This window comes from Streptomyces sp. NPDC058796 (genome assembly GCF_042745235.1).
Classification (GTDB): Bacteria; Actinomycetota; Actinomycetes; order Streptomycetales; family Streptomycetaceae; genus Streptomyces.
This window is the reverse complement of the sequence record NZ_JBHYOP010000007.1, coordinates 276,180-288,812: the sequence shown is the minus strand read 5'-3', so window position 1 is coordinate 288,812 and position 12,633 is coordinate 276,180. Positions and strand designations below refer to the sequence as shown.

The window sequence follows — 12,633 nt, the reverse complement described above, 5'->3', positions numbered from 1 at the left end:
GTGGATGACCAGTACGGTCCCCGCGCTCGGAACCCGTACGGCCGAAGGCTCCGCCCTGCAGGCCGTGCTCCTCGACATGGACGGCACCCTGGTGGACACCGAGGGCTTCTGGTGGGACGTCGAGGTCGAGGTCTTCGCCTCCCTCGGCCACACCCTCGACGACTCCTGGCGGCACGTGGTCGTCGGCGGCCCCATGAGCCGCAGTGCCGGATTCCTGATCGAGGCCACCGGGGCCGACATCACACTCGCCGAACTCAGCGTGCTGCTCAACGACGGCTTCGAGGAACGCATCGGCCGCACCCTGCCGCTCATGCCGGGAGCCGCCCGGCTGCTCGGGGAGCTGTCCGCGCACGAGATCCCCACGGCCCTGGTCTCCGCGTCCCACCGGCGCATCATCGACCGCGTGCTGGCCTCGCTGGGCCCCCAGCACTTCGGCCTGACCGTGGCCGGCGACGAGGTGCCGCGGACCAAGCCCCACCCGGACCCGTACCTGGCCGCCGCGGCCGGCCTCGGCGTGGACCCGGCCCGGTGCGCCGTCGTCGAGGACACCGCGACGGGCGTCGCCGCCGCGGAGGCCGCGGGCTGCCACGTCGTTGCCGTGCCCTCGGTCGCCCCCATCACCCCGGGCGTCCGGCGCACGGTGGTCGGCTCCCTGGAAGAAGTCGACCTGACATTTCTGCGCGGTCTGATGACACAAATGCGCTAGGCGTTCAAGGGGAAATGCCATCGCTTCCGGACGGCCGAATTAAGGCCCTCGTCGGCCATCCGGCACCTGTGACGTTCGCCACGCTGTCAGGGGTCGACAGGAAGGCTTCACTGTGCTGCCCGACGCTTGGCGAACGTTGTCGAGGCGCCCTTGTGTCCCGATTGGTGAAACCCTGCACTAATCCTTCCACTGTCGGGTTTTCGGTGCGTCCACACCCGGTTTCGCTCCGTGATGAGCCCCCAACTCCGGTGGCTGCGAACCCCCGTGCGGGCGCGGACTAATCTCGTCGCGAGAACATCGGCCACTACCCCCGTGATCCGCCGCGACACCCCTGCATGCCGGATACACGGACCGACAGCTCTGGAGAAACTCGAGCATGAACCGCAAGACTTTGGTGCTGCCGGCCGCCGTCGGCCTGCTCGCGCCGGTACTCGCCGCCTGTGGCGGGTCCGACAGCGGCAGCGGCGGCGGGGACGCGATCGTCGTCGGCACCACGGACCGGTTCACCGCCTCGAAGGACGCGCCCGCGCCCCTCGATCCGGCGTTCGCCTACGATGTCGGCACCTGGAACGTCCTGCGTCAGACCACGCAGACCCTGATGATCCAGCCCCGGGGCGACGGCGAACCCGTGCCCGAAGCCGCCGAGGAGTGCGGATTCACCGACACCGGCAACGAGCGTTACGCCTGCACCCTGCGTGACGGCCTGAAGTTCGCCAACGGCGACGCCATCACCGCGGAGGACGTGAAGTACTCCATCGAGCGCGCCCTGTCCCTCAAGGCCGACAGCCAGGTGTACGGCCTGCTGTCGACCGTCGACACCGTCGAGACGCAGGGCGACCGCGAGGTCATCTTCCACCTCAACACCGCGGACGCCACCTTCCCGTACAAGCTGTCGACGCCGGTCGCCGGCATCGTCAACAAGGACGTCTACGAGAAGGACAAGCTGCGCGAGGGCTTCGAACTGGACGGCTCCGGGCCGTACACGATGAAGGCCGAGGTCGACGGCGACGTGATGACCAAGGCCGTGTTCACCAAGAACCCCAATTACAAGGGGAGCCTCAAGGTGAACAACGACAAGGTCGAGATCGTCTCCTTCGAGGACGCCGAGTCCATGGGCACCGCGATCGACAAGGGCGACATCGACGTGATGGCCCGCACGATGACGCCGGACCAGATCCGGAAGCTCTCCACCTCCACGGACAGCAAGGTCGACCTCATCGAGGTCGCCGGTCTGGAGATCCGCTACCTGGGCTTCAACACGGACGCGCCGACGGTGAAGGACAAGGCCGTCCGCCAGGCGATGGCCCAGCTCATCGACCGCAGCGCACTCGTCTCCGAGGTCTACGGCTCCCAGGCCGAGCCGCTGTACTCGATGGTTCCGGCCACCGTCACCGGTCACTCCAACTCGTTCTTCAACAAGTACGGCGACCCGAGCGTGCCCAAGGCCAAGGCGGTGCTGGAGGACGCGGGCATCGAGACGCCGGTGAAGCTGACGATGCACTACACGACGGACCACTACGGAGCCGCGACCAAGCAGGAGTTCGAGGTGCTGCAGAAGCAGCTCAACGACAGCGGTCTCTTCGACGTCGGCATCGAGGGCCTGCCCTGGGACAAGTTCCGCCCGGCGGAACTGAAGGGCGAGTACGACGTCTTCGGCATGGGCTGGTTCCCCGACTTCCCGGACGCCGACAACTTCATCGCACCGTTCCTCGACAAGGACAACACCCTCAACTCGCCGTACGCGAACGCGGAGATCCGCAACACGCTGATCCCCGAGTCCCGTCGCGAGGCCGACCGGCTCTCCGCCGTGGACAGCCTCACCGAGATCCAGGACATCACCGCGATCGACGCGCCGGTGATCCCGCTGTGGCAGGGCAAGCAGTACGTCGCGGCCCGGGACGACATCACGGGCACCGCCTACCTCCTCAACTCCTCTTCCACCCTCCAGGTGTGGGAGCTGGGCCGGGGTGTGAGCGGCTGACCCCGCCGGACCGAACCACGAAGGGCGCCCCTCCCGGCCGGAGGGGCGCCCTTCGGGTTCTCGTCGTGAGCACTTGCCCGTGATCCCACGCCGCGAGCGTGGCGGGCTACTGTGCGCCTGGGCGCACCAGGCCGCTCTCGTAGGCGTACACGGCGGCCTGCACCCGGTCGCGCAGACCCAGCTTGGTCAGCACATGACCCACGTGCGTCTTGACGGTGGTCTCGCTGACGAAGAGGTCGGCGGCGATCTCCGCGTTGGACAGGCCCCGGGCCACCAGCTTCAGCACCTCCACCTCACGCTCGGTCAGCGTGTGCAGGGTGTCCGGAACCGGCTCCTCCCCGGAGGGCAGATGCGTGGCGTACTTGTCGAGCAGCCGCCTGGTGATGCTCGGCGCGAGCATCGCCTCGCCGTTCGCCACCACGCGGATCGCCTGCACCAGTTCGCCCGCCGGGGCGTCCTTCAGCAGGAAGCCGCTGGCGCCCGCCTTCAACGCCTCCACCACGTACTCGTCGAGGTCGAAGGTGGTCAGCACCAGGACCTTCGCCGGCCCGTCCCGCTCGGGGCCGGTGATCTGCCGGGTCGCCTCCACACCGTCCATCCGCGGCATGCGGATGTCCATCAATACGACATCGGGCTGCAGCGCCCGTACCTGGTCGAGCGCCTGGAGGCCGTCTCCGGCCTCGCCGACGACCGCGAGGTCCTGCTCCGCCTCCAGGATCATGCGGAAGCCCGTGCGCAGCAGCGGCTGGTCGTCGACCAGTAGGACGCGGATGGCCACGTAAGTCTCCTTCGCTAGTCCGGCCCCATTCTGCCCTGCTCGGTGCCGCCGGACTCGGCCGCCCTCACCGGCAGCGGGTAGGGCGGGGGAGTGCCGCCGAACTCCGGGCAATGCGCCTGGTGGTCGCACCAGCCGCACAGCTTGGTCGGACGCGGCCGCCAGTCGCCGGTCTCGGTCGCCAGCCGGATGGCCTCCCACAGCGCCAGCAGCTTGCGCTCGACCCGCTCCAGGTCGGCCGGGACCGGGTCGTAGGTGAGCACGTCACCACTGCCGAGGTAGACGAGCTGCAGCCGCCGCGGGACCACCTTCTTCAACCGCCAGACGACCAGCGCGTAGAACTTCATCTGGAACAGCGCGCCCTCGGCGTACTGGGGGCGGGGCGCCTTGCCCGTCTTGTAGTCGACGATGCGCACCTCGCCGGTGGGGGCGACGTCGACCCGGTCGATGATGCCGCGCAGCCGCAGCCCGGACTCCAGCTCGGCCTCGACGAACAGCTCCCGCTCCGCGGGCTCCAGCCGGCTCGGGTCCTCGAGGGTGAACCACCGCTCGACGAGCCGCTCCGCCTCGCTCAGCCACTGAGCCAGACGCTCGCCCTCCGGGTCGTCCGCGAACAGCACACCGAGCTCCGGCCTGCTCTCCCGCAGCCGGTCCCACTGGCCCGGGACCAGCGACTTCGCCCGCGGCGCGGTGCGCTCGCCCGCCGGGGCGTCGAAGAGCCGCTCCAGCACCGCGTGCACCAGCGTGCCCCGCGTCGCCGCCTCACTCGGCTTCTCCGGGAGCCGGTCGATGACCCGGAACCGGTACAACAGCGGGCACTGCATGAAATCGCCGGCCCGGGACGGGGAGAGCGAGGCGGGCGCCGTGTGCACGCGCGCCTGGGCCGTGGCCGGCGCCGGCGTGTCCGTCACCGCGTCCGTGTGCTCCGCCGCCGCCGTCACCGCCGGTCGGGCGGGTGCGCCGGCGTCCTCGGCGACATCCTCGATGCTCGTCTCCATGCCCACAGACCTTACGGCCCGCCACTGACAGTGACCCACCCCGCGGTCGTGAACCCGTGCGACGGAAGGGAACCAGAGGGGTGCCGGGGCGGAACGGGCCGCGGCGGACGCATACCATCGACACGAGTACCCTCCCGCCCGGCAGGCGCGGGAGACGCTTCGAACGAGGGGACACCGTGGACGTGAGCGGCGGGAGCGGGCAGCCGCGCCCCGGCAACGACGAGTCGGCCGAGCCCCAGGCAGGTCCCACTGCCCCGGCCACCGGCTCCGCCCGGCCGGAGCCCGCGGATTCCGGCCAGCCCGGGGACCGGCCCGCGGACGGGCCCCGGACGCCGGGGGAGTCCCACGGCGACCCCGCCCCGACGGCCGCCGACCGCTCGCCGGCGGCGGGCGCGGACGACACCCCTGCTGCGCCGAGTGCGAGCACACCCGTTTCCGGCAGACCGGCCTCCGCGACCCCCGCCTCCGGTACGCGCTCCCAGGAGACCGGCCCCGAGCCGGTACGGCCCGAGCCGTCCGGTGCCGGTGCGCCGGGTCCGGAGTCGTCGTCCGGTTCCGCAGGTCCGGCTCCGGAGCCCGCGGGTGCAGCTCCGGCTCCGGAGCCCGCGGGCGCCGGGACACCGACTCGCGGAGCCACAACTCCCGAGACGCCCGCTCGCGAAACGCCGCTCCTGAAGGCGCCGGGCCCCGACGCCGAGGGGGAACCCCCGACCGGAGCCGCCCCCTCCCACGGCGAGCCCGGGCGAAGGACCCCCGAGGACGTCACCCCGGAACGGACCGCGCACCCGAAACCGGCCCCGGCCGCCGACCCGGATCCGACCCCGGCCCCGCAGGCCTCGCAGCCCTCGGCCGACGACCGCTCGGCCCGTCCGCCCGCGCACCACGGACACGGTGACCGCGACGCCCACCCCGGCCATCCCCGCGCCGGTTCCCACCCCGGCCGCATCACCGCCCGGCACGCCCACCGCGACGGCGGTGCCGGCCCGGCCAAGCCCCCGCAGCGCAAGCCCGAACCCGGCGGCGGCCTGCTCATGGGCCGGCCCTTCGGCGTACCCGTGTACGTCGCGCCCAGCTGGTTCCTGGTCGCCGCCCTGATCACCTGGGTCTTCGGCGGACAGCTCGACCGCGTGCTGCCCGAGCTCGGCGCCGCCCGCTACCTGGTCTCCCTCTTCTTCGCCGTCGCCTTCTACGCCTCCGTCCTCGTCCACGAGCTCGCCCACACCGTCGCCGCCCTCCGTTTCAAGCTCCCGGTGCGCCGCATCCAGCTCCAGTTCTTCGGCGGCGTCTCCGAGATCGAGAAGGAGGCCGAGACCCCCGGCCGGGAGTTCGTGCTGGCCTTCGTCGGCCCCCTGCTCTCCCTCGTCCTCGCCGGCGTCTTCTACGCCGCACTCCTGCCCGTAGAACCCGACTCGGTCCCCGGCGTCCTGCTGGCCGGCCTGATGTTCTCCAACCTCCTCGTGGCCGCCTTCAACCTGCTGCCCGGCCTCCCGCTCGACGGCGGCCGGATGCTCCGCGCCGTCGTCTGGAAGATCACCGGCAAGCCGATGAGCGGCACGATCGCCGCCGCCTGGGTCGGCCGGGCGCTCGCCATCGCCGTCCTGATCGGCCTGCCCCTGCTCACCCAGTCCCTCGGGTCCGACGCCGCCGACGACGTCGGCATGGACACCGTCATGGACGCCCTGCTCGCCGCGATCCTCGCCGCGATCATCTGGACCGGCGCCGGAAACAGCCTCCGCATGGCCCGCCTGCGCGAGCACCTGCCCGAGCTGCGCGCCCGCGCCCTCACCCGGCGCGCCGTCCCCGTCCCGGCCGACACCCCGCTCTCCGAGGCGCTGCGCCGGGCCAACGCCTCCGGGGCCCGCGCCCTGGTCGTCGTCGACGCCGACGGCGTCCCCGTCTCACTGGTCCGCGAGGCCGCCATCGTCGGCGTACCCGAGCACCGCCGGCCCTGGGTCCCGGTGAGCACCCTCGCCCAGGACCTCACCGACGGCATGCGCGTCTCGGCCGAGCTGTCCGGCGAGGAACTGCTGGACGCCCTGCGCGCCAACCCGGCGACCGAGTACCTGGTGGTCGAGGAGACCGGCGAGATCTACGGCGTCCTCTCCGCCGCCGACGTCGAGCGCGCCTTCGTCAAGGCGATGGCCCGCCCCTCCTGATCACCGGCCCCGGCCACCGGTGTGGTCGGCGGCCCCGCCGCGGACCGGTAGGCTGGTCACATGTCCGAACCGACCGGTGCCGCCCGCAGGCGCGGGCCCTTCAAGGTCGGGGACCAGGTTCAGCTGACCGACCCCAAGGGCCGCCACTACACGTTCACGCTCGAGGCCGGGAAGAACTTCCACACCCACAAGGGTTCCTTCCCCCACGACGAACTGATCGGCGCTCCCGAGGGCAGCGTTGTCCGCACCACCGGGAACGTCGCCTACCTCGCGCTGCGCCCCCTGCTCCCCGACTACGTCCTGTCCATGCCCCGCGGGGCAGCCGTCGTCTACCCGAAGGACGCGGGGCAGATCCTCGCCTTCGCCGACATCTTCCCCGGCGCACGCGTCGTGGAGGCCGGCGTCGGCTCCGGATCCCTCAGCAGCTTCCTGCTGCGCGCCATCGGCGATCAGGGCATGCTGCACTCCTACGAGCGCCGCGAGGACTTCGCCGACATCGCGAAGCAGAACGTCGAACGCTACTTCGGCGGCCCGCACCCCGCCTGGCAGCTCACCGTCGGCGACCTCCAGGACAACCTGTCCGACACCGACGTCGACCGCGTCATCCTCGACATGCTCGCCCCCTGGGAGTGCCTGGACGTCGTCAAGAAGGCGCTCGTGCCCGGCGGCATCCTGTGCTGCTACGTGGCCACCACCACCCAGCTCGCCCGGACCGTCGAGTCCATCCGCGAGATCGGCTGCTTCAACGAGCCGACCTCCTGGGAGACCATGATCCGCAACTGGCACGTCGAGGGCCTCGCCGTCCGTCCCGACCACCGCATGATCGGCCACACCGGCTTCCTGCTCACCGCCCGACGCCTCGCCGACGGTGTCGAGCCGCCCATGCGCCGCCGCCGCCCGGCCAAGGGCGCCTACGGCGAGGACTACGACGGCCCCAACGCCGGCGGAGGCTCCGGCCGCTGAGACGGCCCCGCGCCGCGTACAACGCACCGACGCCGTGGTGGAGTTCCCAGGCCGCACCGGGAACTCCACCACGGCGTCGCCGTATTGACCCACGCGGCGGCGGACGAACGGGCCACGGAAAAGACCGGGCCGCGGAAATCGACCCGAGTACCCACCCCGCCGTTCCCCCGCACTGTGACGTGTGGCACGATGCTGGCCACCCCCCCCGCCGGCACAGCCCTCACAGGAGACACTCCTCGTGCAGCACCCCGCCGTTCCGGACCTGTCCCACACGCACACCCGCCCGATCCACTGGGTCGCCACCGCCACAGCCCTGGCCGCGGTGGTCGCCCTCTCCTCGGTCCTGCAGCCCGAGGCCGCGACCGCGGCACAGACCCCCGGCGCCGAACCGAAGAACGCCCCCGCGCACCTCGCGCCGCCCGACCCGGCCGCCGTGGCGTTCCCCCTGGAATGCGGCCCGGTCAAGGCAGTGGTGCAGAAGAAGGCGACCGGCGACCTGGACGGCGACGGCCGGCCCGAGACGGTGGCGGTGGTGCACTGCGACGCCCCCATGGGCACCCCGCCCGACGGCGTCTACGTCCTCACGCGCGGCACCGACGACGCCGAGCCCCGCGTCGTGGCCACCCTCGTGGACCCGGCGGACCGCCGGACGGCCACCGCCCTCGCCGTGCGCGGCGGCGAAGTCCACGCCACGCTGCTCGGCTACTCGTCGGCCGACGTGCCCAGTTGCTGCCCCGACGTCACCGACGACGTGAAGTGGCAGTGGAAGAGCGGCGCGTTCGTCCGCGACACGCCGTCCCAGGCACGCACCGTATGACCGGTGACCCCGGTGACCCCGGGGCGGATGATGTGACCCATCAAACGACGGTCACTCAGCGTACGGATTGAGTTACATTTTGGTCACTCTGCGTCTGGGCCGTAGACCTCGGCCCTGTCCGAAACGCGACGCACATGAATGCACTCACCCGGACACTCCTTCGCGGAGTCGACCACGTCCGTGAGGAGCGGCAACGGCACGGGCGTTGCCGCCCCCGGGCTCTGCAGCAGCTCGTCGCCGGCGCCCTTCACATAGGCCAGACCGTCGATGTCCAGCTCGAACACCTCGGGCGCGTACTGCGCACAGATGCCGTCACCGGTACACAGGTCCTGGTCGATCCAGACCTCCAGGGCCTCGCCGTCGACTCCGGCCTCCTGCTGCACGCTCATCTCTCCTGCCGTTTCCTGCGCCCCAGCTGTTCGGGAATCCGGCCAGCTCTGACGGGTGTTGAACGCTTCGACCCTACCTCCGCCTGGGTTCCATCCACGTTCCGTGGGTATTCCCCTGGCGTGAGGGAGAGCGCAAGGGTGAAGATCGGACACACCCCGACAGTCTTTGTGATCTAGGGGTTTCAATCGACACCCACCCAGGTAGGGTCTGGAAGCGTCCAGCTCCCCTTGGAGGAGGTGAGGACCGTGGCAGCCCACGACGACGACATGAACCGCGGCATCCGCCCGGGACGCGGGTCCGACGACCCGGCCGGGCAGGTGGCCTACCTTGAGCAGGAGATCGCCGTCCTGCGACGCAAGCTCGCCGAATCTCCGCGACACACGAGAATTCTCGAAGAGCGGATCGTCGAACTGCAGACCAACCTGGCCGGCGTGTCCGCCCAGAACGAGCGACTCGCCAGCACCCTCCGCGAGGCCCGCGACCAGATCGTGGCCCTCAAGGAGGAGGTCGACCGGCTGGCCCAGCCACCGGCAGGCTTCGGCGTCTTCCTGCAAGCGAACGACGACGACACCGCCGACATCTTCACCGGCGGCCGTAAGCTCCGGGTGAACGTCAGCCCGAGCGTCGAGCTCGGCGAGCTACGGCGCGGCCAGGAAGTGATGCTCAACGAAGCGCTCAACGTGGTCGAGGCCATGGAGTACGAGAGCGTCGGCGACATCGTCACCCTCAAGGAGATCCTCGAGGACGGCGAGCGGGCCCTGGTGCTCGGGCACACCGACGAGGAGCGCGTGGTGCGGCTCGCCGAGCCGCTGCGGGGCGTCACCATCCGCCCCGGCGACGCCCTCCTGCTCGAACCCCGCTCCGGCTACGTCTACGAGGTCGTCCCCAAGAGCGAGGTCGAAGAACTCGTCCTCGAAGAGGTCCCCGACATCGGCTACGAGCAGATCGGTGGCCTCGGCGGACAGATCGAGATGATCCGCGACGCGGTCGAGCTCCCCTATCTCTACCCGGACCTCTTCAAGGAGCACGAGCTGCGTCCTCCCAAGGGCGTCCTGCTCTACGGACCCCCCGGATGCGGCAAGACGCTCATCGCCAAGGCGGTCGCCAACTCACTGGCCAAGAAGGTCGCCGAAGTGACCGGCCAGGCCGCCGGCAAGAGCTTCTTCCTCAACATCAAGGGCCCCGAGCTCCTCAACAAGTACGTCGGCGAGACCGAGCGGCAGATCCGCCTCGTCTTCCAGCGAGCCCGTGAGAAGGCCAGCGAGGGCACCCCCGTCATCGTCTTCTTCGACGAGATGGAATCCCTCTTCCGCACCCGCGGCTCCGGCGTCAGCTCGGACGTGGAGAACACCATCGTCCCGCAGCTGCTCGCCGAGATCGACGGCGTGGAAGGCCTGCAGAACGTGGTCGTGATCGGCGCCTCCAACCGCGAGGACATGATCGACCCCGCCATCCTGCGGCCCGGCCGGCTCGACGTGAAGATCAAGATCGAGCGTCCGGACGCCGAAGCGGCCAAGGACATCTTCGGCAAGTACCTCACCGAGCGCCTCCCGCTCCACGTGGACGACCTGGCGGAGCACGAGAAGGACAAGGCGGCCACCGTCCAGAGCATGATCCAGACGGCGGTGGAACAGATGTACGCCGAATCCGAGGAGAACCGCTTCCTCGAGGTCACCTACGCCAACGGCGACAAGGAAGTCCTCTACTTCAAGGACTTCAACTCCGGCGCCATGATCGAGAACATCGTGGGCCGCGCCAAGAAAATGGCGATCAAGGACTTCCTCGAAAAGAACCAGAAAGGCCTTCGCGTCTCCCACCTCCTCCAGGCCTGCGTGGACGAGTTCAAGGAGAACGAGGACCTGCCCAACACCACCAACCCGGACGACTGGGCCCGCATCTCCGGAAAGAAGGGCGAGCGGATCGTGTACATCCGTACGCTCGTCACCGGAAAGCAGGGCGCGGACACCGGACGCTCCATCGACACGGTGGCGAACACCGGTCAGTACCTGTAAAAGGCGGGGCGGCTGCGGGTGCCCTTAGCGGGTACCCGCAGCCGACTGTTTTCCGGAGCCCCGACTGGAGCAAGGCAATGCCGCAAATGATCTCCCCACCAGCGCAAAGGCGTTCTAGGCTCTTCCATACCGCCGAGTCGCGCAGTGCGGGGACGGGCACCGCACACGCATCGGAGCGCCAGCGGTACTTGAGCGGCGCCCACCACGGGCGCCGCCGGGCAAGGAGGGCCGCATGACCGTACGGCGAGTAATGGGCATCGAGACGGAGTACGGAATCTCCGTCCCCGGCCACCCCAACGCCAATGCCATGCTCACCTCGTCCCAGATCGTCAACGCCTACGCGGCGGCGATGCACCGGGCCCGCCGGGCCCGCTGGGACTTCGAGGAGGAGAACCCGCTGCGGGACGCGCGAGGCTTCGACCTCGCCCGGGAGGCCGCCGACTCCAGTCAGCTCACCGACGAGGACATCGGCCTCGCCAACGTCATCCTCACCAACGGAGCACGGCTCTACGTCGACCACGCCCACCCCGAGTACAGCGCCCCGGAGGTCACCAACCCCCGCGACGCCGTCCTGTGGGACAAGGCCGGCGAACGCATCATGGCCGAGGCCGCCGAGCGGGCCGCCCAGCTGCCCGGCGCCCAGCCCATCCACCTCTACAAGAACAACACCGACAACAAGGGCGCCTCCTACGGCACACACGAGAACTACCTGATGAAGCGGGAGACCGCCTTCTCGGACATCGTGCGCCACCTGACGCCCTTCTTCGTCTCCCGCCAGGTCTTCACCGGCGCGGGCCGCGTCGGCATCGGCCAGGACGGCCACGAGCACGGCTTCCAGATCAGCCAGCGCGCCGACTACTTCGAGGTCGAGGTCGGCCTGGAGACGACGCTGAAGCGGCCCATCATCAACACCCGCGACGAGCCGCACGCGGACGCCGAGAAGTACCGGCGCCTCCACGTGATCATCGGCGACGCGAACCTCTCCGAGATCTCGACCTACCTGAAACTGGGCACGACCGCCCTGGTCCTGTCCATGATCGAGGACGGCTTCGTCGCCGTCGACCTGGCCGTCGACCAGCCCGTCCGCACCCTCCACCAGGTCTCGCACGACCCGTCCCTGAAGCGCCTGGTCACCCTCCGCAGCGGCCGCACACTCACCGCGGTCCAGCTCCAGATGGAGTACTACGAGCTGGCCCGCAAATACGTGGAGGAACGCTACGGCGCCGACGCCGACGACCAGACCAAGGACGTCCTCGGCCGCTGGGAGGACACCCTCAACCGGCTCGAGAACGACCCGATGAGCCTCGCCGGCGAACTGGACTGGGTCGCCAAGCGGGAACTCATGGAGGGCTACCGGCGCCGCGACGACCTCGACTGGGACGCCGCCCGGCTCCACCTCGTGGACCTCCAGTACGCCGACGTACGGCCCGACAAGGGCCTCTACAACCGCCTGGTCGACCGCGGCCGCATCAAGCGGCTCCTGGACGAGAACGAGGTCGAGCGGGCCCGCACCAAGCCGCCGGAGGACACCCGCGCCTACTTCCGCGGACGCTGCCTGGAGCAGTACGCGGACGACGTCGCGGCGGCCTCCTGGGACTCCGTGATCTTCGATCTGCCGGGCCGGGACTCCCTCCAGCGGGTGCCAACCCTGGAACCGCTTCGCGGAACGCGTAATCACGTCAAGGAGCTCCTGGACCGCTGCCGCACCGCGGAGGACCTGGTCAGGGTCCTCACCGGCGGGTGAGCGGACGGAACGGGTACACGAACGAGACCGCCGGACGGGGTGGAAACCCACCCCGGCCGGGAACCATCGAGATGGCCCCCGTTCGTTGGAG

The 12,633-nt window shown here is 70.2% G+C and carries 10 protein-coding genes; 7 read left to right on the top strand and 3 right to left on the bottom strand.

The window, feature by feature from the left end; all coding sequences use genetic code 11:
- The first annotated feature begins 4 nt into the window (after positions 1-4).
- On the top strand, positions 5-706 hold the full coding sequence (locus ACFW47_RS19665) for an HAD family hydrolase (protein ID WP_386286140.1): 702 nt from the start codon (positions 5-7) through the stop codon (positions 704-706).
- Between the two features lie 376 nt (positions 707-1,082).
- A complete protein-coding gene (locus tag ACFW47_RS19660; protein ID WP_386286141.1) occupies positions 1,083-2,687 on the top strand; it encodes an ABC transporter substrate-binding protein in 1,605 nt (534 codons plus the stop codon).
- Between the two features lie 106 nt (positions 2,688-2,793).
- Here ACFW47_RS19660 and ACFW47_RS19655 read toward each other — a convergent pair whose 3' ends face one another.
- Positions 2,794-3,465 carry a response regulator transcription factor gene (locus ACFW47_RS19655; RefSeq protein ID WP_019325237.1) on the bottom strand — a complete coding sequence of 224 codons (672 nt, stop codon included), beginning with the start codon at positions 3,463-3,465 and terminating at the stop codon, positions 2,794-2,796.
- 14 nt (positions 3,466-3,479) lie between these two features.
- Positions 3,480-4,460 carry a RecB family exonuclease gene (locus ACFW47_RS19650; protein WP_386286142.1) on the bottom strand — a complete coding sequence of 327 codons (981 nt, stop codon included), beginning with the start codon at positions 4,458-4,460 and terminating at the stop codon, positions 3,480-3,482.
- 176 nt (positions 4,461-4,636) lie between these two features.
- Here ACFW47_RS19650 and ACFW47_RS19645 point away from each other — a divergent pair, with 176 nt between their 5' ends.
- From ACFW47_RS19645 to ACFW47_RS19635, 3 genes are all read left to right on the top strand, one after another.
- Positions 4,637-6,616, top strand: coding sequence for a site-2 protease family protein (locus ACFW47_RS19645; RefSeq protein ID WP_386286143.1), 1,980 nt, complete (start codon positions 4,637-4,639; stop codon positions 6,614-6,616).
- Positions 6,617-6,676: 60 nt separating this feature from the next.
- Positions 6,677-7,579 carry a tRNA (adenine-N1)-methyltransferase gene (locus ACFW47_RS19640; protein WP_043374834.1) on the top strand — a complete coding sequence of 301 codons (903 nt, stop codon included), beginning with the start codon at positions 6,677-6,679 and terminating at the stop codon, positions 7,577-7,579.
- 238 nt (positions 7,580-7,817) lie between these two features.
- Positions 7,818-8,396, top strand: coding sequence for a hypothetical protein (locus tag ACFW47_RS19635; RefSeq protein ID WP_386286144.1), 579 nt, complete (start codon positions 7,818-7,820; stop codon positions 8,394-8,396).
- Between the two features lie 83 nt (positions 8,397-8,479).
- Here ACFW47_RS19635 and ACFW47_RS19630 read toward each other — a convergent pair whose 3' ends face one another.
- Positions 8,480-8,785 carry a ferredoxin gene (locus tag ACFW47_RS19630; protein ID WP_386286145.1) on the bottom strand — a complete coding sequence of 102 codons (306 nt, stop codon included), beginning with the start codon at positions 8,783-8,785 and terminating at the stop codon, positions 8,480-8,482.
- A 246-nt stretch (positions 8,786-9,031) separates the two neighbouring features.
- Here ACFW47_RS19630 and arc point away from each other — a divergent pair, with 246 nt between their 5' ends.
- On the top strand, positions 9,032-10,798 hold the full coding sequence (arc, locus tag ACFW47_RS19625; RefSeq protein WP_386286146.1) for a proteasome ATPase: 1,767 nt from the start codon (positions 9,032-9,034) through the stop codon (positions 10,796-10,798).
- Between the two features lie 232 nt (positions 10,799-11,030).
- Positions 11,031-12,542, top strand: coding sequence for a depupylase/deamidase Dop (dop, locus tag ACFW47_RS19620; RefSeq protein ID WP_386286147.1), 1,512 nt, complete (start codon positions 11,031-11,033; stop codon positions 12,540-12,542).
- The last annotated feature ends 91 nt before the right edge of the window (positions 12,543-12,633 follow it).